The following is a 23,213-nucleotide window of genomic DNA, read 5'->3' on the forward strand; positions in this document are numbered from 1 at the left end:
TAGAATATTTATGTAAATCAATTACCTTTGTGGCAGTAAAAAATTATTCTTGTCAATTAAGGAATAAAAAGGCGTTTTAGATGTCAAAAAGAAAGTACGTCAAGATTTTGAAGAGAACCAAACTATTGACGATGGACTATTGACGATGGACTACTTTATTATTCTTTATAATCGCCCCAAGACAATGAAATTAATATAAACTCAGTCTCCTATTTGGGGTAAGGAGCATTTGGAAAAATGGCAAAAATTAAAGTAGCAAATCCAGTAGTTGAGTTAGATGGCGACGAAATGACTCGTATCATTTGGCGATTTATTAAAGAAAAATTAATTCTTCCTTACCTTGATGTTGATATCAAGTACTATGACCTCGGAATTGAGTATCGTGATGAAACTAACGACCAAGTAACGATTGATTCGGCAAATGCTATCAAAGAATATGGCGTTGGTATCAAATGTGCAACTATCACACCTGACGAAGCTCGTGTAAAAGAATTTAACTTGAAACAAATGTGGAAATCACCAAATGGAACTATCCGTAATATCTTGGATGGTACTGTTTTCCGTGAGCCAATTGTTTGTCAAAATGTTCCTCGTTTGGTTTCAAACTGGACTTCCCCAATCATTGTTGGCCGTCACGCTTTTGGTGACCAATACCGTGCAACTGATTTCGTTGTGAAAGGAAAAGGTAAACTAACAATGAAGTTTGAAGCAGAAGATGGAACTATACAAGAATACGAAATCTACAACTACAAAGGTGGTGGCGTAGCAATGGGTATGTACAATACAGATGAATCAATCCGTGGATTTGCACACTCGTGTTTCAATGTAGCATTAAACAAAAAATGGCCACTTTATCTTTCTACAAAAAATACAATTTTGAAGAAATACGATGGTCGTTTCAAAGATATTTTTGAAGAAATCTATCAAGCAGATTACAAAGCTAAGTTTGAAGAAGCGGGAATCGTTTACGAACACCGTTTGATTGACGACATGGTTGCTTCTGCCTTGAAATGGAACGGTTCGTTCGTTTGGGCTTGTAAAAACTATGATGGAGACGTTCAGTCTGACTCAGTAGCACAAGGTTTTGGTTCATTGGGTTTGATGACATCGGTACTCGTTACACCAGATGGCCAAACAATGGAAGCTGAGGCTGCTCACGGAACAGTAACTCGTCACTACCGTGACCACCAAGCTGGAAAACCAACTTCAACAAACCCAATTGCATCTATCTTTGCTTGGACTCGTGGTTTAGAGTTCCGTGGTAAATTAGATGGCAATCAAGAATTAATTGATTTCTGCCAAGCTTTAGAGCAAGTTTGTGTTGAAACGGTTGAGTCAGGTAAAATGACTAAAGATTTAGCGGTTTGTATTCACGGAAACAAAGTGAAACACGGAGATCACTATCTTTATACAGAAGAATTCTTAGATGCTATTGACCAAAATTTACAGGTTAAGTTAGCTGCAAAGTAATAATAAACCCCTCTATAAAAACCCAGATGCCTCGACTGTAACGGTTGGGGCATTATTTTTTGTGGTTATGGTACGAAGTTTGTTGCATTTTTCTGAAAATTAATCTTCCGCAACAAAGGTCATAATGAGGTTTTTACTGGTATTTATATTTTCGGCTTTCCAAACACTGTCATTTTCCCAAAACTTGGCCATTCATTGGCAAAAAAGTTTGGGTGGTAAAAACAATGAATATGCCTACGCCAGTACATCAACCACCGATGGCGGCTATGTAATCGTAGGTTCGACAAATAATAATAGAGACGGCGATGTACCTGCCTCAAAAGCATTTAGCGGTGCTGGAGGAAGCGATATTTGGGTAGTAAAACTTAATAATTGGGGTGAAGTTGAATGGACAAAAACTTTTGGTGGTACAAGAGATGATGTCGCAACCGATGTTTTGGAAACTAAAGATAATGGTATTTTACTCGTTGCGACAACTTCCTCAACCGATGGAGAAGCCGCAGGAAATGGTTCTCGTGGTGGCTTGATTCTTCTAAAACTAAAAACTGATGGCTCAATAGAATGGCGAAAGGTAATAGCCAGCGGATATAGCGTAGGCGAAATTTCCTTTGCCAGAGCCGATGCAAATGCTAAACCTACAATCAAACCCACTGCCGATGGCGGATATATCCTCGGAGCGACAATTAATCCTATAAATACAACCGATTTTTGGCTGTCGAAACTCAACTCAACTGGCGATATTCAGTGGACAAGAACTTACGGAAGTGCCTCAAACGATTCTATGAACGAAGTCATTGCTTGTGCTGATGGTGGATTTTTGATGGTGGGTGGAACAGAAGGTTCAAATCTCGAAATATCAGGTGCAGGGAAAGGTTTTATTGACTTTTGCATTATGAAAGCCGATGCCAATGGCCAACTTTTATGGCTAAGGGCTTTGGGCGGAACAAATCTGGACATGGCGTATTCGGCCATAGAAACCTCCGATAATGCCTATATAATTGTAGGAGAAACCAATTCGACCAATGGCGACATGATCCCAAATTTGGGTCAAAAAGATGGCGTTTTAGTAAAATACTCAGCCACCGAAGGGCGATTACTTTGGAAAGTTTTGACTGGCGGAGACGATATTGATGGACTTTACACCATAAAAAAAGCAAGCACAGGCAAACTCTTTGCGATGGGAATGAGCAGTTCGGTTATCGGAAAAGTAAAACCCAACGGGCCTGTGGGCGATATTTGGTTAGTAAACATCGAAAATTCGGGTGTGATAAGCAGCCACACAATGTTTGGTGGAGCAGATTCAGACATTGCTCGTGGAGCTTTTCCAACAACCGATGGTGGTTTTATTATTGCAGGAAATTCCGACTCGGTTGATGGAGATGTGACCGAAAACAAAGGAGGAACAGATTTTTGGGCAGTAAAAATTGGAAACCAATTGCCAGTAGATATAAAGACCTACGGAGCGAGTATTACGCCCGAACAATATGTAAAAGTTGCCTGGGAAACCTCAACCGAAGTACAATCTAAAAACTTTGTAGTTGAGCGAAGCATTGACGGTATCAAGTTTAATGTTATGAGTCAAATTGTTGCTTCAATCAATTCTACAACTAAAAAATCATATTCTTATACCGACCAAAAGCCATTTTTGGGCAAAAACTATTACCGTTTGAAGTTCTATGATGCGGCGGGAAAAGAATTTATCTACAAAACACTCACTGTAACGGTTTCTATTCTTAGTTCAGAACCCAATATTTCGGAACGAATAGTTACTATTTTCCCAAATCCAGTTGATGATAATAATTTCTTAATTGAAACTTTTGACCAACCAATCTTTCAAATTCAATTACTAAACATCATCGGTTTGCCAGTTCCTATCGAAAGCATTGTGCTTGACAATCAAAAAACGCAGGTCTTATTACCAAACTCCATAAATGCTGGTTTATACTTTCTCGTTTTGGAGATGGGCAAAACCAAACTCACCGAAAAAATAATTATCCGATAAAACGTTTTTTGCTTAATTTAGCTTCTCAAAAGAAACTGATTTAAGATGAAAAAAAATATCAAGTGGGGAATTATTGGTGTAGGTAAAATTGCCGAAAAATTTGCCACAGACTTGAAATCTGTAAAAAACGCCCAACTTCATGCCGTTGCGTCTTCATCCTCGCTCGAACGAGCCAAAGATTTTGCCGAACGCTACGATGCCCCCTATTTCTACGATTCTTACGAGAGCATCTTTCAAACGCCTGATTTAGAAGCTATTTACATCGCCACACCGCACACTTCACATGCCGAGAACACACTTTTGTGCTTAAAACATAAAGTACCTGTTTTGTGCGAAAAACCTTTTGCCATGAACTTAAAGCAAGTGCAGAAAATGGTGGAAGCGGCTCGTGAAAACGATACATTTTTGATGGAAGCCATGTGGACACGGTTTATTCCTGCCATTCAGAAAACTTTAGATTTAATTGCCGAAGGACGTATTGGAAAAGTACGAAATGTACAAGCTGACTTTGGTTTCAATGCTCCTTTTTTGCCTGAAAAACGTTTACTAAATCCTAATTTGGGTGGTGGGGCTTTGCTTGATATTGGTATTTATCCTGCATATTTGAGTTTGCTTTTATTAGGCTATCCTTCTGAAATACAAGCGGTTAGTAATTTCGGAGAAACTGGAATCGACGAAACCACAAGTTTTGTATTAGGTTATAAAAACGAAGCAACGGCCAATTTGAGTTGCACACTCAAGTCACGTACGCTCACAGAAGCCTTGATTTACGGCGAAAATGGCTATATTCATATCGAAGGTCGATTTATGGAGGCGAAGCGAATTACGCTTTTTGAGACCGATAAAAAGCCAGTTAAATTCAATTTTCCACGAAAAACTTTTGGTTATAATTTCGAGATTGAAGAAGTAAGTCAGTGTGTGAGAGAAGGAAAAAAAGAAAGTGAAAAAATGCCACTTTCGATGAGCGTTAAACTGATAAGCCTCTTAGATGAGGTTAGACAAAAAGCAGGAATTATTTATGAAGGAATAGATTAAAATAGTCGATAGTCAACAGACAACGGTCGATAGAAAAAACTGTCGCCCGTCGTCTATTGACTGTCGTCTAAAATCAATACTGCTCAATAGCTCCAAAGAAAAACGAACCTTCGATAGCCGCATTTTCGTCAGAATCTGAACCGTGAATGGCATTTTCGCCCATTGATATTGCATATTTTTTACGAATTGTTCCTTCTTCGGCATTCGCTGGATTTGTTGCACCAATCAAAGTACGGAAATCGGCTACTGCGTTTTCTTTCTCCAAAATCATCGGAACGATTGGGCCAGAAGACATCATTTCGCATAATTCGCCATAAAAAGGTCTTTCTTTATGTACTTCATAGAATTTACCTGCTTGTGCTGCCGATAATTGTGTTTTTTTCATTGCTACGATTCTGAAGCCTGCCGCTTCAATCATTGCCGTAATTCCACCGATATTATTTGCTTCCACTGCGTGTGGCTTAATCATCGTGAATGTTCTGTTTGTTGCCATGTGTAATAATATTTTGTTTAATACTTTTTACAAAATTACTTATTTTTTGTGGGAATGTCTTTATAAAGACTTCAAAATTGCCTCTTTTATCAATTCTGGATTTGACCACGGCACAAAATGATTCATATCGTCTTTGAGCCATATTTGTACACTTCGGGCATTAATGAGCATCTTCTGGGCAAATTTTGCATTATCTGGGTGCACTAAAACATCTTTTTTACCTTGAATCACAATCGTGGGCTGATGGATATTTTTCCAAAAAGGAAGCATAGCTTCTAAATCCTCTTTCAAATATAAAATCTCCAAATTTGACGCCCGAAATGAGCGAGGAATGATGTAGCGAATAAAAACCGAATCTAAAATATAACGATACCAACGAGCAGGCTCAAGCGTAGGGTCAATAGAGGGTGCTACAAAAATCAGGTTATCAATCAATTCGGGGTAATCAATGGCCATACGAGCAAGCATTGGGCCGCCGAGCGAATGACCAACGAGAATGAGTTTTTTGTCTTTTTGCTTATATTTTTCGACAATTGGCTTTAAATAAGCAGCTTGCTTCTCCAAAGATTTTTCACCGTTTCCCAAATCAGAATAACCAAATCCAGCCCTATCTACCGATACCATTTTTACTTTCTTTAGCAAATCTTCATCTCTCATAAAACCACTAAACGCACTCCATGAACCGGGAGAACCATGCACAAAAAACACAACTGGTAGCGAGTCTTTTCCGATTTCAGCATAATTGATTTCCCTACCCAAAACTTTGATTCGATGCTCAGTTGGCCTGAAAGTAGTATTTTTAAACTGTTCATCAATATCTGCCTTACTCAACCGAAAAGTCATACAACCCGAAAATAATTGTGCCACAGCTAAAATTAACAAGTAACTGATTAATAGGCGTTTAGTTGTTTTTTTGAGCATTTGTTAAACCTTAAATATCATCTTCTTTCTATCAAACAAAACCAAAATAACGAACCAAATCACCAAATAAGTCAAAGCCCCCGCCAAAGAAGCGTTTTTGGGTTCGGTAAAAAATGGCTCAATCCAATGACTATAAAGCCAAGAAACTAAACCAGCAGTAGGGTTTTCAAGATTTTCGGGCTGAGCAATTTTTATCATATTCAAAACTCGTGGAATTATTCCCGAAAAGAAAAAAACTAACATCGGATTCACACCAAAAATCACAAAAGGCTTTGTCCAAGCATCGACACCAAGTACATCAATCACAAAATACAACGCTCCGAGAACCATCAAGGCAATTCCTGCTGCATAACATACGTACGAACTCGTCCACAAGGCTTTGTTTATCGGAAAAACATCATTCCAAAGTAAGCCAATCATTACAGCAATTACACCTGCCGAAAGCAGATAAACCGCTTTTTTGTTTTTTGGAAAATCATTTGTGAGCAATTTTCCTGTAAAAACACCCGCCAAACCCGTTCCAATAGCAGGCAATGTACTTAAAATACCTTCTGGGTCCCAAGTTTTTGAAGTTGCCCAAAGATGCCCCGACAGTAGATAATTGTCAAGCCAAGCAGCAAGATTTGTACCTTTATCAAAATTAGCCGCTCCTACATTTGGCACATCAACGAGAGCCATCAAAGCCCAATAGCCCAGCAAACACACTAAACCAATGATAATTTGCACGGTTGTATTAGTTGTGGCATAAATAATCGAGACGATCAGATAAACAACCGCTATTCGCTGCAAAACCCCAGGAATTCTAACCGAAGCGAAGTCTTCAAAACCTCTAAAACACAAAATCATCATCAAAGCAAATAGTCCAACAGCCACGTATAGTTGCTTTTTTCGATCATATTCACCGAGTAATAAAACCGTTATGATAGCCGTAAAAACCAAGCGAACAAGCATCAAAGGAATACCTTCGAGAGAGCCAAGATGGATTTTTGAGAAAAAATTGAGCGATAAGCCTAAGAGAAATATTCTTAATGCACGAGTAATGATTCTTTCTAAAACCGATTTATCAAACTTTTTCACAGGCATAGAAAGCACCGTAGAGATTCCTACAATAAATAGAAAAAACGGAAAAACTAAATCAGTTGGTGTGCAGCCATGCCATTCGGCGTGTTCGAGTGGAGCGTAAATATGCCCCCAGTCGCCTGGATTATTTACAATCGTCATGAGCATGATTGTCATGCCTCTAAAAACGTCAATTGAGGTCAGGCGTTCTTTCATTAATGCTTAGGGTTTGTTGATTTTTCCCGAAAGATAATCAATCCCCTTGATTTTGTTGTAATTCAGCAATCAAATCAAATTCTTCGGTGAGTTTGTAGCTTAATCTTTCAAAAATCGTATAAAACTTTTGGTATTTTTGATGATTTACTTGATTTGGTTGATAGATTTTAGACGATTGAATAGTTTTAGCAGCTTCTTCGAGCGAACTAAAAATACCCATTTCTGTCAAAGCCAACATCGCTGCCCCCACATTGGCACTATCATGGTTGTCGTTGATATTGACCTGTTTTCCAAACATATCCGAAATAATTTGCGACCAAAGAGGCAAGGTCGCATAAGTTCCGTTGACATACAAATTGTCAATTTTGCGATAGGTTTGAAGCATTTTTCCGATGCTATAAATCTCAAACAAAATCCCTTCGATTGTTGCTCGCACAAAATGTGGTTGCTCATGCGTAATATTTATGCCAAAATAAACCCCACGAGCATTGGCGTTCCAAAGTGGAGCTCTTTCGCCCAGTAAATAAGGCAAAAAAAGCAGCCCGTTTGCTCCTGCCGACACTTGAGCTGCATCTTTAAACAAATCGCTGAGGCTATCTTCAAAGTCAAGACCATTATTGAAATTGCCGAATTGGCGAGCATACCACTCAAAAGCTACACCACCATTATTAGTTGGTCCGCCCGAAATATAACGTCCTTTATCAAGTATATAATTAAAGAAGCGTTGTTTTTCATCTTGCAAAACCTCATTTCCTGCAACCCTCACCGCACCACTCGAAGTTATCGAGATTGTTGCCTGTCCTTCGCCAAGTACACCCGAACCAAGCGTTGCAAAACAACCATCACTGCTGCCCACAATTATCTTGGTTTTATCCGAAAGTCGCAATGATTTTGCCAAAGCAGGCCGAAGTTTTAGGTCAGCATTAAAAATTGAAGTTGGTTTTGAAAGGTGTTCACTCGAAATTCCAGCAAAATCAAGTGATTTTTGTTCCCATTTTAAATCATGGATATTAAAAAGACCCGTTGCTGATGCCAAGCTATAATCAATCAAATAATCGCCCGTGAATTGGTGCAAAATATATTCTTTCAACGAAATAAATTTACTTGTTTTTGCAAATCGTTCGGGGTCGTGGTTTTTTATCCAAGTTATTTTTGCCAACGGCGACATCGGATGAATAGGCGTACCCGTTGCCCGATAAATTTCTATACCTAAAGCCGAGTTTTTTAGTTCAGTTGCAACCTTACTTGCCCGATTATCAGCCCAAATAATAGCATTGCCTAACGGAACACCGTTTTTATCAACAGGCAAAACACTATGCATTGATGAACTAAAAACAATAGTAAGTACTTTATTTTTTTTTATAAAAAGTGGGTCGTTGAGCAAGCCTTTTAGTACAAAAAGCACCGTAATAAAAACTTGTTCGGGGTCTTGCTCACTATAATCTGGTTTTGTATGAAAAGTCGGATATGTACCTTTTCGAGCAGCTACTTGCTTGCCTTTTAGGTCAAAAGCGATAACTCGTACCGCAGTTGTTTCGATGTCGATTGTTATGATAGTTTCCATATACTCAATTAGTGAATGAATGTTGAATGAGTGAATAGCTTTTAAATTCTATCATTCACTCATTCAAAACGGGCGGCGTACCGCTTCACTCATTTTTTCTATAATGCCCTGGTGTATAGCCTGTTAGTTTCTTAAATGTTGTTGAAAAATGCTGGGACGAATAAAACCCTGTGTCGAGAGCGATGTCTGTCAAACTATTTGTTGATGATTTTAGCAAGCGAATAGCTTCCGAAATTCTTAAATTTATCAAGTAGTTGAGTGGTGAAAAACCCGAATATGATTTTACTTTTTCGGTAAAAGCTGTTGTTCCTAAACCTACAATGACTGCCATTTCTTCCACCGTCCACGGATGAGCGAGGTTTTCACGCAAAACATGGTCGAGTTTTTGGAAAGTCTGCGAAAAATCTCTTCGTTGGTTATCTTGCTTGCTCATTTGACGAGCTATACTAATCAAAAGTTCATCCAATAAGTGATTTATGCGAGTTTTAAAGCCTAATTCGTTGATTGTTATTTCGTTTTTAATTTTTTGTAAAATTTCTCCTAATGGTTTAAAATTTTGCAAGACAGGTTTTTTATTGAGCGAGAAAAGTTTGCCAATAAGCTTTTGTTCGATTTCGGAAATACCGCTCCAATCTCCTAAGATTAACTCACCTTCTTCCGAAAAAAAACGAGGACTAATACTAATTGAAATAACCACTCCAACATCCCACATTTCTTTTGCCCCCCCAAATTTTTGTTTAGGGAAAACCAAAACAGCATCGTTTGGAAAAGCCGTAATCTGCTGATTATCAATTACCCAGTCTAACTTTCCCTCCAAAACATAAATAATTCTCAACCCATGATTTTCTCTTAAAGGCAACGAACTTGGCAGCACCTGCTGAGTCTTTTTTAGAAAAAACTCAATAAGGTGAGGAAAAGCCAAAAGCTCTGTCGATTTGCCCTTATGAAAAGAAAACTGAGACATCTAATTATTTACTATTAAAAATCACATAAAAATATTACAAATATTTCACGCAATCGTTACAAAATTCACCGCTGAATTTATTTAGAAGTTTATACCGAAAACCTTTCAGAAATTTGCTACTAATAAATAAACTTATCGTTTAACTCATGAAAAAAACACTACTATTATTTATGCTGTTGATGTGTACATCAGCAGTTTTGTATGCACAAAAAATATCGGGAAAGGTCACATCTTCTAAAGAAGGCGTGTCATTACCTGGTGTTTCGGTGCAAGTAAAAGGCACAAACACTGGTACAAATACCAGTGCCGATGGTTCATTTAGTGTCAATGCTCCGTCTAACGCTACGCTTGTTTTTAGCTTTATTGGCTACAAAACTCAAGAAATTAAAATCGGAAACCAATCAGTAATTAATGTTTCGCTGGATGAAGATGCTCAACGTCTCGATGAGGTGGTCGTAACTGCTTTGGGTATCAAGAAAGAGGCCAAAAAATTAGGTTATGCTACCTCAACCGTAGGAAGAGACCAATTGACCGAAAATCGCACGCCTAATTTGATGAATGCCCTAACGGGAAAAATTGCGGGTGTGAATATCTCGGGCTTAGGAACAGGCCCTGCTGGAACCTCAAAAATCAGAATCAGAGGTCAATCATCAATTTCTGGACAAAATAACCCTTTAATTGTTGTCAATGGTGTGCCGATTGATAATACTAACTTTGGAACAAACCCTGGTAATGCAGGTGCTGATAATTCAATCGGCGTGAGAGGTGGTGGAAATACATCAGATGGTGGCGATGGTTTATCATCTATCAACCCTGATGATGTAGAAAGCATGACTGTACTGAAAGGGGCTACTGCGGCAGCACTCTATGGTTCTCGTGCAAAAGATGGTGTAATTATGATTACAACAAAATCAAGAGGCGATAACAAAGGTCTTGGCGTAACGTTTAACACCAACTTTACGAATGAAACTCCTTTAGATTTTACTGATTATCAATATGAATATGGTCAAGGCGAAAATGGAGTCCGTCCAACAGCAGCCAACCCAACTTCGGGTCAATGGTCGTTTGGCGAGAAGTTTCAACCTGGTATGACTCAAGTATTATTTGATGGTGTGAGTGTTCCTTACGAGCCACAATATAATCGTATTCGTAAGTTTTACCGCAACGGACAAAACTTCACTAATACTATTTCATTGTCAAGTTCGGGCGAAAAAGGTGGCATGAATCTCTCTTTTTCAAATATGGATAATAAAGGTATTGTACCTAATAATACTTTCAACAGAAAAACCCTCAATTTAGGTTTTTCATATAATTTATCGAAGAAGCTGAGTTTTGCAGGAAATATCAACTACTCAAACGAGTTTAATAGAAACCCACCAAACGTTGCTAATCAAGATAACTCGATTCCGACTGCCCTATCAAATATGGCTAACTCAATGCCTTTGAGTTTGTTGGAAGAAAAGAAATTTAATGCCACAGGAAATGAATACATCTATTCAAGATTCATGAATCGTACGAACCCGTATTTTACGCTATCGGAGCAATTTCAGAATATTCGTAGAGATAGAATCTTTGGTAATGTTTCGGTAAAGTATAATCTTACTGATTGGCTATATATTCAAGGTCGTGTCGGACAAGATTTTTGGTCACGTGACCAAGAGTTCAATAACTTCGCAACGGGTACAGCTTCGTTGGCTGCCGCACCTGCGGGTTTTGTGAATGGTGCATTTACACAAGAATCGAGAAGATTTAGAGAAACCAATGCCGACATCTTGATTGCTGCTTCAAAAACTTTCGGAGATTTTGGTGTTGATGTCAATCTTGGTGGAAATCAAATGTATCGTCGTTCGGATTTGAACTCTACTGCTGTTCAGGATTTTGTTGTGAGAGGTTTATATACAGTTATGAACGGCCGTGTAAAAGACCCAATTTATGGTTTATCTGAAAGAGCCGTAAACTCAATCTATGGTTCGAGTGAATTTTCATACAAAAACTTCTTATTCGTAAACGTAACCGCAAGAAACGACTGGTTTTCGACACTTTCGCCCGAGAATCGTAGCATTTTATATCCATCGGTTTCGGGAAGTTATGTTTTCTCGCAATCATTCAATAATATACCAAGTTGGTTGAATTTCGGTAAATTGAGAGTTGCTTATGCCGAGGTTGGTAGCGATACTGACGTTTCGCCTTATTCTAACAATCTATTCTATGGTATCAACTCAAACTTGTTGAGTAATCCAGCAGGAGCAATGCAGCCAGTTGGAGGTTCGTCAGGAAATACACTTCCAAACGCAAACCTTCGTCCGATGCGTGCCTCAGAAAAAGAAGCGGGTATCGAATTGAAATTATTTAATAATCGAGTAGGTTTAGATTTTGCGGTTTACCAAAAAATTACAACCGACCAAATCGTTTCGGCACAAATCTCTGATGCTTCGGGCTTTACTAATACCCTCATCAATAGCGGACGTAGCCGTACCAATGGTGCCGAGGCATTATTGAGCTTAGTTCCTGTGAAAACCTCTGACTTCCAATGGGATATTACTTTAAATGGGTCTTACAATAAAACAAAAGTACTCAGCTTATTGACAGATACCCCTGGCGAAAGAATTACGGTTGGAACACACGTTTTCAACGGAGAACTTCGCCAAGTAGTTGGTCAAGAAATGGGTCAGATTTATGGTTTCGGGTATCGTCGTGATGCCAATGGCCAACAGATTTTTGGTGCAAATGGTATTCCACTTCGCACAACCGACTTGATTTCGTATGGCAGTGCTTTACCAAAATGGGTAGGTGGTATCAATAACGCTTTCAATTATAAAGGTATTACACTCTCAGCATTGATTGATTTCAAATTAGGAAACATGATGTTATCGGGTTCAAACTTTAACCTTTATCGTCATGGTTTACACAAAAATACCCTTGTTGGTCGTGATACTGGTGGCGTTATTGGTGTTGGTGTAAACGAAAAAGGCGAGCCAAATACAGTAAAAGCAAACGTACAAGATTACTGGTCGGTAGTTCGTTCATTGGCCCTCATCGAACCAGTTGTTTACAACGGAGGTTTCTGGAAATTGCGTCAGATTACGGCTGGCTATGACTTCACGAAGTTTTTGCCTAAAAATTCTGTCATCAAAGGAGCAAAACTTAGCATAGTGGCCAATAACGTATTATTACTCAAAAAATGGGTAGATAATATCGACCCTGAATCGTTTGGTTATTCTTCTGATAACCTTGTTGGTATGGAGTCGCACGGTTTACCAACAACCCGAAGCATGGGCTTTAATTTGAATGTGAAGTTTTAGAAACTGTTTAAGTTAAGTTTTATGAATCAAAATAGGCCAATTTTTGGCAAAACAAGGCGTTAAAATCGAAGTTTTGCAGAGCAAAATTAGATTTTTAACAACGCAGTATTGACGAAAATTTGTCATTTTGAACTTAACAATATTAACTAAAACAGTTTCATAAGCCTCAGAAGTCTAAGTAATCAATTTAAAAATGAATTTGAAATGAAAAATATAGTAAAAGCTTTATTGTTATCTATTCCGTTTTGGGGGCTAACAAGCTGCGATAAAGGTTTCGACGAACTGAATATCAATAAAACAGCCGCAACATCTGTAAACCCAGTTTTTATACTGAATAATGCGACCATCAATTGCACGTATGCTCCAGGTACAGTCATTTATGAAGAAGGCATCGTACAACAAATGGTATCGCCTAACTCTGGGGTTTTAACGGGAGCAAACTTTAATCAAGATAGCCGTGATAATACGGTTCAGAACTGGCAAAAATATTACCGTACGGTTATCAGAAACACGCAAGACGTAATCGACCAAACAAAAGATTTGCCTGCACGTTCAAACCTCTACAACATGGCTCGTATCTTACAAGCCTACGCTTATATGGTAACTACTGACTCTTACGGAGATATTCCTTACGCAGATGCAGCCAAAGGCTATACGCAGCAAATTGTATTGCCAAAGTATGATACTCAACAGGCCATTTATGCTGCAATAATTAAAGAATTGACCGAAGCTTCAACAGCTTTAGATGCTGCAAAAACCGTAGAGGCCGCTGATGTTTTGTATGGCGGAAACATCGCTTTATGGAAAAAGTTTGCTAATTCTCTTTTGCTTCGTGCGGGTATGCGTCTGAGCAAAGTAGATGCCGCTCAAGCACAATCAGTTGTAGGCAAAGCCGTAGCAGCAGGCGTAATGGAACTTAACACCGAAAATGCAATGGTTCGCCACGATGCCAATTATGTGAATGCCGTAGGTAATATGCTGAATTCAACCGAAGCCGCTAATATTTATATGGCAGCTCCATTTGTTGATTACTTAAAGAAAACAAACGACCCTCGTCTGAAATCAATTGCGGTTCGATACGTTGGAGCTAAATCAGGTCCAGAGCAAGTAGCATCAAGGGCAAGCTCTGAACCAGCCGTACAAATAGGAATGCCTTTTGGTTTTGATAATAGTACAATCTCAGCCGAAGTTGCAAAGAATAAATTGGCGAGCTTCTATGATTTTACGCAAGTAGATAGAACTCGTATGGCAAAAAACACTGCTCCAAATTTCTTGGTAACGGCTGCTCAAACGCAACTTTTGCTGGCAGAAGCTGCCCAGAGAGGCTGGGTAACAGGCTCAACGGCAGAAGCATATTTCAACAAAGGTGTTAGACTCCACATGGAACAATTGGCCAGTTATGATGCAAACGCAGCTGTTGCTCCCACTGCAATTACAGCATATTTGACAGAAAATCCATTTAACACTGCCACCGCATTAGAGCAAATCAATACACAATATTGGATAGCTTCTTTCTTAAATGGTCCAGAGGCATTTGCTAATTTCCGCCGAAGTGGTTTCCCTATACTTACACCAAATCCATTTCCAGGGAAGGGAATTAAAGGCACATTTATTCGTCGCCTAACCTATCCAAACTCCGAAATTTCGGTTAATAGTGTCAATGTAAAAGAAGCCATCGGCCGTCAAGGAGCCGATGACTTAGACACCAAAGTTTGGTGGGATAAATAAGCCATTTTTCAAGAACCCTATCAATAAATCAGGAGAAATTATTCAATTATCCGAATTTGTTGGTAGGGTTTCGTATTTTTATGGCACTAATCAAAATATATATAAATTTTAGAAGAAATTATGCAAATCGGACTCGTAGGACTCGGTAAAATGGGTTATAATTTGGCTCTAAATCTCAGAAACAACAATTATGAAGTAGTTGCTCATGATGTAAATGAAGCATCGGTTGATAAAATCGGAGAAGAAGGCGGCATTTTGGGTGCATATTCGTTAGAAAGTTTATGCAGCAAACTCAAAGGACGTAAAGTAATTTGGTTGATGGTGCCATCGGGCGAAATTGTTGATGGTGTTATCGAAGAATTAAGCGAATATTTGAAGCCAAAAGATATTGTTATTGATGGCGGAAATTCAAATTTTAAAGATTCCGTAAGAAGATACAACGCCCTAAAAGCCAAACAAATCGAGTTTCTCGATTGTGGCACAAGTGGCGGTACAAGCGGAGCATTGAACGGAGCTTGCACCATGATTGGTGGCGATAAATCAACTTTTGAGTATGTCGAGAAAGTTTTCAAAGACATTTCTCTCGAAAACGGTTATTTATACACTGGCGAAGCAGGTAGCGGGCACTTTGTAAAAATGGTGCATAACGGTATCGAATACGGTATGATGCAAGCCATTGCCGAAGGTTTTGAAGTATTTGAAAAATCGAACTACGACCTTGATTTTGAAGCTGTTGCCAAACTTTTTAATAATGGTTCAGTAGTGCGTGGTTGGTTGATGGAATTGACAGAAAATGCTTTTAGAAAAGATGCAAAACTCGATGCCATCAAAGGAATTATGCACTCTTCAGGCGAAGGCAAATGGACTCTCGAAACTGCTCTTGATATGGGCGTTGCTACGCCAGTAATCGCACTTTCTTTAATGATGCGTTATCGCTCGCAACAGACCGATACATTTTCAGGAAAAGTTGTGGCAGCTTTAAGAAATGAATTTGGCGGACACGCTGTGGAAAAGAATGAGTGAATGATAGAGTTTTGAATGATAGAATAAAGATTTCACAGAATATTCTATCATTCACTCATTCTATCATTCAAAATTATGTGTCACTCATTCAAAATTCTTTTCAATTGTACTTCACAGGACTTGACATAGGCACAACCAGTACAAAAGCCGTTGTTTTTGATATTTCGGGCAAAGTTCTGACCCAAAAGAGCATTTCCTACGAAATGTTTCACCATCAACCCAATTGGAGTGAGCAAAATCCCGACGAAATCTACGAGGCAGTTAATCAATGCTTGGCTTTTTTGGATAAACGCTCCTTACTCGAAACACTGAGTATGTCATCGGCCATGCACAGCATTATGGCGGTTGATGAAAGCGGTAAACCTCTAACAAACCTAATCGTTTGGGCAGATAACCGTGCCATTGAAATTGGAAGCAAGCTGAAAGCAAGCAGCGAGGGAAAAGAAATCTATCACCGAACGGGTACGCCTATTCATCCTTTTTCATTTCTCTGTAAAATTTTGTGGTTGAAAGAAAACGAACCCGAAGTTTTTGCAAAAGCCCATAAATTTATTGGCATCAAAGAATATGTATGGCACAAAATCTTTGGCGAATATGAAATAGATGAATCGCTCGCTTCAGCCACTGGCATGATGAATATCCAAGATTTATGCTGGGACAAAAAAGCTTTAGATTTGGTTGGAATTGGAGAAGAAAAACTACCCAAAATAGTCCCGACGACATTTTCAAGACAGAAAATAAAGCGAGTAAAAGTTTCCCCTCCTTTTTTCAAGGAGGGGTGGCCTGACGAAGTCGGACGGGGTGGTGAAATCGGCGATGATACATCAATTAATTTCTTCATCGGTGGAGCCGACGGCCCGCTGGCCAATCTTGGTACTGGAGCAATGGGTAAAAATAAGTTGGCCTTCACAATGGGTACGAGCGGAGCTGTCAGAATTTGTGTGGACGAATACTACACCGACCCTCAAATGCGAACTTTCAATTATTTACTCACCTCAACTCAGCACGTTGTTGGCGGAGCAACAAATAATGGTGCGGTAGTGATGCAATGGCTAAAAGAACAAGTCTTACAAACCAGCAATTCGACCGAAGACTTGATAGAAAAGGCTCAAAAAACACCCTCAGGAGCAGAAAACTTATTGTTTCTACCCTATATTTTAGGCGAAAGAGCACCCGTTTGGAATGCCAATGCCAAAGGTGTTTTTTTCGGACTAAGCATCAATCACACCCAAGCACACTTGACCCGTGCCGTCATGGAAGGATTGATTTTGAATCTCTATTCGGTCGGGAAAGTATTGATGGAGAAATTTCCAGTTGACGAAATCTGTGCCAGCGGAGGTTTTGCCAAAAGTGATTTTTGGTTACAGCTCGTAGCTGATGTTTTTCAGAAAAAAGTCGTCATCACTGATAATGTTGAAGGTTCGGCTTGGGGAGCTGTGCTTTTAGCATTAAAAGGCTTAGGTTTGGAAGCAAAAACTTCAGCCCAAACCACCTCAAAAGTGTTTTTGCCTGATACAACAAAAGCTGAACTTTATAAGCAATTACACCAAAAATTTGAGCGTTTGTACATAAAACTCCAAGACGAATTCTAAAACTCGGTTCATTCCAATCACCGAGCGACTATTCAATGTTATATTTCATTAAATAATCGCTCGGTTTTTTGTTGAAATCAAATAAATGATGCAAATTCATTGCTTAAAACTATTCATTTATTCTGACCATGAATCGCAAAGACTTTATCAAACAAATATCATTTGCTACATTCCTATTGGCCGATGGCAGTATCATTCCTGCATTTGCCGAAAACCTATCTTCCAAAAAATCAAAACTCCGATTTGTAGTTGCTTCTGATGGGCATTTTGGTCAACCCAAAACCGATTATAAAGCATACTTTGAGACCTTCATCAATAATGTTAATGCTCAACATCGTGAGCAAAAATTTGATTTTTGTGTAATCAATGGCGATATTATTCATGATGATATAAATTTCTTATCGACAGCAAAAAGCCTCTTTGATGACCTCGAAATGCCCTATTTCGTTACACAAGGCAATCACGACCACGCCACGCCCGAGCAATGGGAGCGTGTATGGGGTGTGCCTGTCAACTACGATTATGTTTTAGGAAATAACGCTTTTTTGTTCGGTACAACTTCAAATGTGGAAGGAAAATATCTTCCACCCAATATCGAATGGTTTAAATCAAAACTCGATGAGCATAAAAAGAAGAAGAACATCTTTATTTTTATACATATCACGCCCGTAAAATGGACTGATAATGCCGTGGATAGCAAAGAATTTCAAGAATTATTGAAACAATACAAAAATGTTCGAGCGGTTTTCAACGGCCATGACCACGACCAAGAAAATGTAAAAACGCACGAGGGTATTCCGTATATGTTTGATTCTCACATCGGCGGAAATTGGGGAACAACCTACCGAGGTTATAGAATCGTAGAATTACAGAAGGAAAATAAACTTCTGACCTACATCATGAATCCCAAAACTAAAATCAACGAAGCAACTGTGTAATATTCACCCATTTTATTCAACCTTATAACAAACTAATGAATGAATTTTTGACTCGTCGGAATTTCTTGAAAATTACAGGAATCACGACTGCCATTTCGGCTTTTCCAGAAGTCAGTTTTGGCAAAAACGATGAAATAATCATCGGACACAACACACACAAATACCGAGTAAAAGTTGGTTGGGGTGTTTTGGATGCTGGGAAAAACCCCGTAAATGACTGCCACGAAATGGTAGAAGATGCCAAAGGCCGCCTAATTATGCTCGGCAACGAAACCAAAAACAATGTTTTGATTTATGATAAGTCAGGAAAACTGCTCGAAACGTGGGGAACAAACTACATTGGCGGTCACGGATTAACGCTTTTGAATGAAGGGGGCGAGCAATTTCTACTCATTTGCGATACCGACCGCCATCAAGTTATCAAGACAGATTTAAAAGGAAAAGAAATTTTCAAGATAGAATATCCAAAAGAAACGGGCGTTTATGACCATCCAGCTCAGTTTAAACCAACCGAAAGTGCCGTAAATCCTGCCAATGGCGATATTTTTGTAACGGATGGCTATGGCTTAAATTATGTAATTCAGTACGATTCAAAAGGCAAATACATTCGTCATTGGGGCGGTGGCGGCGATGGCGTAGATAAATTTAAGTGTAATCACGGCATTGTAGTTGATACTCGAAACAAGCAAAATCCAACGCTAATTGTTACTTCAAGAATCGAAAACTGTTGGAAACGCTTTACACTCGATGGTAAATATATTTCAACGATTGCATTACCAGGAACTTATATTTGTCGCCCCGTAATCAAAGGTGAAAATCTTTACGGTGCAGCTTTCCGCTCAACGTCTGATTCTTATCCGAACTCTGGTTATATCACGATTTTGGACAAAAATGACCGAGTTGTTTCGACCCCAGGTGGAAGTGAGCCAATTTATCAAAATAATCAACTTCAAGAGCAACGCAAACAAGACCCATTTAAGGTTTTCTTGCACCCACACGATGTGTGCGTCGATAGCAACGATAATATTTATGTGCCACAATGGGCTTCTCGTAAAACCTATCCAATTATGTTGGAAAGGGTTTAGCGGTACTTAATCTTACCAATAAATAGCCCAAACGAACAAAATTTGTGGTAAATTTGTATTTTAATACAGACAAAAGTAGCCTAAAATAGTTAGGCTACTTATTGGCTTACAAATACTTGATTTACCACAAATTTTCATGCTTTATCCCCAAAATATAGAACAAAAGTTAGGTTTCGATAAAATCCGTGAACACATCGCCGAGCATTGCGTGAGCTCGCTCGGGCGTGCTTTTGTCGAAAAAATTCGTTTCTCTGATGATTTCAAGATAATCGACCGTTTGCATCGCCAAGCGGCCGAGTTTAAGTTGATTTTACAAACCGAGTCTGATTTTCCGCAACAAAATTATATTGATGTCAGCGAAGCCCTTTCTCGTGCGGCTATCGAAGGTGCTTTTGTGAGCGAAGAGCAATTTTTTGAAATAAAACTCTCACTTCGCACGATTCAGCAAATCATTCATTTCTTTAAGGTAAAAGAAGACCACATTTACCCCGAACTTAAAACACTCGTTACGAATTCTCTCCCCATTTTGGCCGATGGAAAAAGTAGTGCCGATGGTTGGGCAGCGGTGATTTCGCAAATTGATAAAATCATTGATGAGCGAGGAAAAGTACGAGATAACGCTTCCCCCGAATTAATGGATATTCGTCGTCGATTGATTTCTGAACAAAGCGATTTACGAAAAACTTTGGAGCGAATCCTCCGTACGGCTCGCAATAGTGGTTGGATTGGCGATGAAATGTCGCTCACGGTGCGTGATGGTCGCATGGTGATTCCGATTTTGTCCGAACACAAACGTAAAGTCAAAGGTTTCGTGCACGACGAATCGGCAACTGGACAAATGGCGTTTATCGAACCCGCTGAAGTTTTAGAGGCTAACAACGAAATCCGAGATTTAGAAGCCCGTGAGCGTCGAGAAATCGTAAAGATTTTAGAGCGTTTGACAGACTTCATTCGCCCGCACGTACCTGCGTTGCGTAAAGCCTATCTTTTTCTTGGAATCATAGATTTTATTGGTGCAAAAGCCAAGTTTGCCTTAGAAATTGATGCAACTGCCCCACTTTTGGTCGAAAACCAAGCCCTTGAATGGTACAGAGCCAAGCATCCGCTTTTGTATCTTTCTTTCAAAAAACAATCTAAAAGTGTAGTACCGCTGAGCATAAAACTCGATAAAGATAACCGAATTGTGTTGGTTTCTGGCCCCAACGCAGGTGGAAAATCGGTCATGCTCAAAACCATCGGTTTGGTGCAATACATGGCTCAATGTGGTTTGCTCGTGCCAGTTTCGCCCGACTCGAAAGTAGGCGTTTTTAAGAATATTTTTATTGATATTGGCGACGAACAAAGCATTGAGAACGACCTAAGTACGTATAGTTCGCACCTCACAAATATGAAACATTTTGTGAATTTTGCGAATAAATTCACCTTATTTTTGATTGATGAGTTTGGAACTGGAACAGAACCAAGTTTGGGCGGTGCAATTGCCGAGTCGATTTTGGAGCAACTACTAAAATCGAACGCTCATGGTGTAATCAACACGCACTATACAAATCTGAAAGTTTTTGCCGATAAACATAACGGAACGGTAAACGGTGCAATGAAATTCGATGCCGAGCATTTAGAACCACTCTACGAACTCGAAATCGGAAAGCCTGGTAGCTCGTTTGCTCTTGAAGTTGCTCAAAAGATTGGTTTATCGAAACAAATCGTTGATAATGCCAAGCGAAAACTCGGCACACAGCAGATTGATTTTGAGAAATTGATTAAGGAATTGGAGATTGAGCGAAAGGTTTTCTCAGAAAAAAACAAAGAGTTTATTGAGAAAAATCAGAAACTTACCACCACCCTTGAGCAATATACTGGCTTGAAAAGTTTCTTAGAAGTGGAGAAAAAGAAGATTCTGAACGAAGCCAAAGCCCAAGCCAAAGAATTACTAAAAGAAGCCAACCGCAAAATAGAAAATACGATTCGTGAAATAAAAGAAGGCAAAGCCGAGAAAGATATCACGAAGCTTATTCGTCAGGAATTACAAGAATTTGAGCAAAAAGAACTCAAATTGCAAAAAGTAGAAGAAGCCAAAGCTCCTGTGGGTGAAGAATGGGAAACTGGCAGCGGAGATATTGGTGTAAATGATTATGTGAGAATCAAAGGGCAGCCAACCATTGGACAAGTTTTGGCCATCAAAGGAAAAGATATTGAAGTGGCTATTGGTGAACTCAAAACCAACATCAAGCTCAATCGTTTGGAGAAAATGAGCAAGAAAGAGTACAAGGAAGCCACTAAAGAAAGTCCAAAAGCCAAAGTTTCGGGCATTGACATGAACGAAAAAATGGTCAATTTCAGCTTCAATATTGATTTAAGAGGCAAACGCAGCGAAGAAGCTCTCGGCGAAGTTGATAGTTTGATGAACGATGCAATTATGCTCGGCTATCCTGAATTAAGAATTGTGCATGGCAAAGGTGATGGTATTTTACGCACACTCATTCGTCAGCATTTACGTGGGTACAAGCAAGTTTCCAGTACATCCGACGAACACGCCGACCGTGGAGGACAGGGCGTTACGATTGTGAAGATGAAATGATTTGTGATTTGTGGGGCGAACCGAGCGACGTTCGTATCCTGTTCGCCTTACATCTACCTCGTCCTAATATAATTTATCTCAGCCTTCACATTTTCTAAAATCTTTTCGGTTCGTTCGGGGCGAGCATCTGAGATAAAAACCTGCCCGAAAGTCTTATTATCAATACTTTCTATGAGTTTCTGAATTCGGCGGTCGTCGAGTTTATCGAAAATATCATCCAATAGTAAAATGGGTTTTACTTCTCTCAATTCCTCCAACATCTCAAACTGAGCTAATCGGAGAGCCATTACAAACGATTTTTGTTGTCCCTGCGAGCCAAATTTTTTAACTGGATAACGGTCGATTTCAAAAACATAATCGTCTTTATGAATGCCTTTCGTGGTGCGTTGGGCTTTTACGTCGGTTTGACGGTTTAGTCGAAATTCTTTCACAAAATCTCCACTCGCCACTTCTGATTCGTAAATAATTTCTACTTCTTCACGGCCTTCACCGAGTATTTGGTAATGTTTCTTAAAAATTGGCAGGAATTTCTTGATAAAGTTTCTCCGTTGTTCAAAAATTCGGATGGCAAGTTTCACCAAGGGGTCGGAGTACGTATCGAGTAAATCTTGGTCGAGGAAATTTCGCTCAAAGAAAATTTTCAATAGGCTATTACGCTGGTCGAGAAGTTTATTATAATGCTGATAATCAGCCAGATAACTATTATCCATTTGCGAAAGTACTCCATCAAAAAAACGACGACGGCCTTCGCTCCCATCTTTTATCAATTCGGTGTCGTCTGGGGCAATCAAAACCACAGGAAACTGCCCAATGTGGTCGGCAAGACGTTCGTAAGGCTTTTTATCGTGTAGTAAAACCTTACGTTGCCCACGTTGAATCGAACAAGTAATTTGATGCTTCTTATCTCCTTTCCTAAAAACACCGTCAATCATCATCACATCGGCATCGTGGTTGATATTGAGAGCATCTTGGCTATGAATGGCACTTTTGCTCAAGGCCAAAAAATAGACCGCATCAAGCAAATTTGTTTTTCCACTGCCATTTTCGCCCACAATACAATTTACCTGACTCGAAAACGTAAAGTTTGCTTCTTCGTAATTTTTGAAATTTGAAAGATATAATTTATCTAAAAACATTATAAGCGATTTTGACAACCCGAAAAGTTGTCTTATAAATTAAACCGAAATTTAGGCATTTTTCACTAAAGTTTAGTTTATTTGTAATCCTAATACTTACTTAACCT

16 protein-coding genes are annotated in these 23,213 nt (G+C 39.2%); 10 read left to right on the top strand and 6 right to left on the bottom strand.

Annotated features, from left to right (window positions below; all coding sequences use genetic code 11):
• Nucleotides 1–237: 237 nt before the first annotated feature.
• From ABR854_RS14545 to ABR854_RS14555, 3 genes are all read left to right on the top strand, one after another.
• The gene (locus ABR854_RS14545; RefSeq protein ID WP_350266140.1) at nt 238–1,470 is read left to right on the top strand and encodes an NADP-dependent isocitrate dehydrogenase; all 1,233 of its coding nucleotides are present in this window, start codon (nt 238–240) and stop codon (nt 1,468–1,470) included.
• A gap of 124 nt (nt 1,471–1,594) precedes the next feature.
• A complete protein-coding gene (locus ABR854_RS14550) occupies nt 1,595–3,472 on the top strand; it encodes a T9SS type A sorting domain-containing protein (protein ID WP_350266141.1) in 1,878 nt (625 codons plus the stop codon).
• Nucleotides 3,473–3,517: 45 nt separating this feature from the next.
• Nucleotides 3,518–4,507: a Gfo/Idh/MocA family protein gene (locus tag ABR854_RS14555; protein ID WP_350266142.1), complete on the top strand. Its 990-nt coding sequence runs from the start codon at nt 3,518–3,520 to the stop codon at nt 4,505–4,507.
• A 73-nt stretch (nt 4,508–4,580) separates the two neighbouring features.
• Here the strand turns inward: ABR854_RS14555 and ABR854_RS14560 are convergent, their stop codons facing one another.
• The 5 genes from ABR854_RS14560 to ABR854_RS14580 all read right to left on the bottom strand — a co-directional run bounded on the left by ABR854_RS14560 (nt 4,581) and on the right by ABR854_RS14580 (nt 9,724).
• Nucleotides 4,581–5,000, bottom strand: coding sequence for a nucleoside-diphosphate kinase (locus tag ABR854_RS14560; protein WP_350266143.1), 420 nt, complete (start codon nt 4,998–5,000; stop codon nt 4,581–4,583).
• 60 nt (nt 5,001–5,060) lie between these two features.
• On the bottom strand, nt 5,061–5,921 hold the full coding sequence (locus ABR854_RS14565) for an alpha/beta fold hydrolase (RefSeq protein WP_350266144.1): 861 nt from the start codon (nt 5,919–5,921) through the stop codon (nt 5,061–5,063).
• Between the two features lie 3 nt (nt 5,922–5,924).
• A complete protein-coding gene (locus tag ABR854_RS14570; RefSeq protein WP_350266145.1) occupies nt 5,925–7,196 on the bottom strand; it encodes an acyltransferase family protein in 1,272 nt (423 codons plus the stop codon).
• 37 nt (nt 7,197–7,233) lie between these two features.
• Complete coding sequence (locus ABR854_RS14575; RefSeq protein ID WP_350266146.1) at nt 7,234–8,760, bottom strand: gluconokinase; 1,527 nt, start codon at nt 8,758–8,760, stop codon at nt 7,234–7,236.
• 85 nt (nt 8,761–8,845) lie between these two features.
• Nucleotides 8,846–9,724 (bottom strand): helix-turn-helix domain-containing protein, encoded by an 879-nt coding sequence (locus ABR854_RS14580; protein ID WP_350266147.1) that lies wholly within the window; start codon nt 9,722–9,724, stop codon nt 8,846–8,848.
• A 146-nt stretch (nt 9,725–9,870) separates the two neighbouring features.
• Here ABR854_RS14580 and ABR854_RS14585 point away from each other — a divergent pair, with 146 nt between their 5' ends.
• The 7 genes from ABR854_RS14585 to ABR854_RS14615 all read left to right on the top strand — a co-directional run bounded on the left by ABR854_RS14585 (nt 9,871) and on the right by ABR854_RS14615 (nt 21,970).
• Nucleotides 9,871–13,026 carry a SusC/RagA family TonB-linked outer membrane protein gene (locus ABR854_RS14585; protein WP_350266148.1) on the top strand — a complete coding sequence of 1,052 codons (3,156 nt, stop codon included), beginning with the start codon at nt 9,871–9,873 and terminating at the stop codon, nt 13,024–13,026.
• A 204-nt stretch (nt 13,027–13,230) separates the two neighbouring features.
• On the top strand, nt 13,231–14,754 hold the full coding sequence (locus tag ABR854_RS14590) for a SusD/RagB family nutrient-binding outer membrane lipoprotein (RefSeq protein WP_350266149.1): 1,524 nt from the start codon (nt 13,231–13,233) through the stop codon (nt 14,752–14,754).
• A gap of 120 nt (nt 14,755–14,874) precedes the next feature.
• A complete protein-coding gene (gene gnd / locus ABR854_RS14595; protein ID WP_350266150.1) occupies nt 14,875–15,777 on the top strand; it encodes a phosphogluconate dehydrogenase (NAD(+)-dependent, decarboxylating) in 903 nt (300 codons plus the stop codon).
• Nucleotides 15,778–15,881: 104 nt separating this feature from the next.
• Nucleotides 15,882–17,369: a gluconokinase gene (locus ABR854_RS14600; protein ID WP_350266151.1), complete on the top strand. Its 1,488-nt coding sequence runs from the start codon at nt 15,882–15,884 to the stop codon at nt 17,367–17,369.
• 128 nt (nt 17,370–17,497) lie between these two features.
• Entirely contained in the window at nt 17,498–18,307 is an 810-nt protein-coding gene (locus ABR854_RS14605; protein WP_350266152.1) for a metallophosphoesterase family protein, read from the top strand.
• A 35-nt stretch (nt 18,308–18,342) separates the two neighbouring features.
• The gene (locus tag ABR854_RS14610; RefSeq protein ID WP_350266153.1) at nt 18,343–19,392 is read left to right on the top strand and encodes a 6-bladed beta-propeller; all 1,050 of its coding nucleotides are present in this window, start codon (nt 18,343–18,345) and stop codon (nt 19,390–19,392) included.
• Between the two features lie 136 nt (nt 19,393–19,528).
• Nucleotides 19,529–21,970 carry an endonuclease MutS2 gene (locus tag ABR854_RS14615; RefSeq protein WP_350266154.1) on the top strand — a complete coding sequence of 814 codons (2,442 nt, stop codon included), beginning with the start codon at nt 19,529–19,531 and terminating at the stop codon, nt 21,968–21,970.
• Nucleotides 21,971–22,023: 53 nt separating this feature from the next.
• Here the strand turns inward: ABR854_RS14615 and recF are convergent, their stop codons facing one another.
• Nucleotides 22,024–23,106 carry a DNA replication/repair protein RecF gene (gene recF / locus ABR854_RS14620; protein WP_350266155.1) on the bottom strand — a complete coding sequence of 361 codons (1,083 nt, stop codon included), beginning with the start codon at nt 23,104–23,106 and terminating at the stop codon, nt 22,024–22,026.
• Between the last annotated feature and the right edge of the window lie 107 nt (nt 23,107–23,213).

It is taken from the genome of Emticicia sp. W12TSBA100-4, from assembly GCF_040253585.1.
Lineage (GTDB): Bacteria > Bacteroidota > Bacteroidia > Cytophagales > Spirosomataceae > Emticicia.

Excerpts from the sequence above, each read along its gene's own strand:
- ABR854_RS14545 (WP_350266140.1), top strand. The coding sequence starts at position 238 with ATGGCAAAAATTAAAGTAGCAAATCCAGTAGTTGAGTTAGATGGCGAC.
- ABR854_RS14550 (WP_350266141.1), top strand. The coding sequence starts at position 1,595 with ATGAGGTTTTTACTGGTATTTATATTTTCGGCTTTCCAAACACTGTCA.
- ABR854_RS14555 (WP_350266142.1), top strand. The coding sequence starts at position 3,518 with ATGAAAAAAAATATCAAGTGGGGAATTATTGGTGTAGGTAAAATTGCC.
- ABR854_RS14560 (WP_350266143.1), bottom strand. The coding sequence starts at position 5,000 with ATGGCAACAAACAGAACATTCACGATGATTAAGCCACACGCAGTGGAA.
- ABR854_RS14565 (WP_350266144.1), bottom strand. The coding sequence starts at position 5,921 with ATGCTCAAAAAAACAACTAAACGCCTATTAATCAGTTACTTGTTAATT.
- ABR854_RS14570 (WP_350266145.1), bottom strand. The coding sequence starts at position 7,196 with ATGAAAGAACGCCTGACCTCAATTGACGTTTTTAGAGGCATGACAATC.
- ABR854_RS14575 (WP_350266146.1), bottom strand. The coding sequence starts at position 8,760 with ATGGAAACTATCATAACAATCGACATCGAAACAACTGCGGTACGAGTT.
- ABR854_RS14580 (WP_350266147.1), bottom strand. The coding sequence starts at position 9,724 with ATGTCTCAGTTTTCTTTTCATAAGGGCAAATCGACAGAGCTTTTGGCT.
- ABR854_RS14585 (WP_350266148.1), top strand. The coding sequence starts at position 9,871 with ATGAAAAAAACACTACTATTATTTATGCTGTTGATGTGTACATCAGCA.
- ABR854_RS14590 (WP_350266149.1), top strand. The coding sequence starts at position 13,231 with ATGAAAAATATAGTAAAAGCTTTATTGTTATCTATTCCGTTTTGGGGG.
- gnd (WP_350266150.1), top strand. The coding sequence starts at position 14,875 with ATGCAAATCGGACTCGTAGGACTCGGTAAAATGGGTTATAATTTGGCT.
- ABR854_RS14605 (WP_350266152.1), top strand. The coding sequence starts at position 17,498 with ATGAATCGCAAAGACTTTATCAAACAAATATCATTTGCTACATTCCTA.
- ABR854_RS14610 (WP_350266153.1), top strand. The coding sequence starts at position 18,343 with ATGAATGAATTTTTGACTCGTCGGAATTTCTTGAAAATTACAGGAATC.
- ABR854_RS14615 (WP_350266154.1), top strand. The coding sequence starts at position 19,529 with ATGCTTTATCCCCAAAATATAGAACAAAAGTTAGGTTTCGATAAAATC.
- recF (WP_350266155.1), bottom strand. The coding sequence starts at position 23,106 with ATGTTTTTAGATAAATTATATCTTTCAAATTTCAAAAATTACGAAGAA.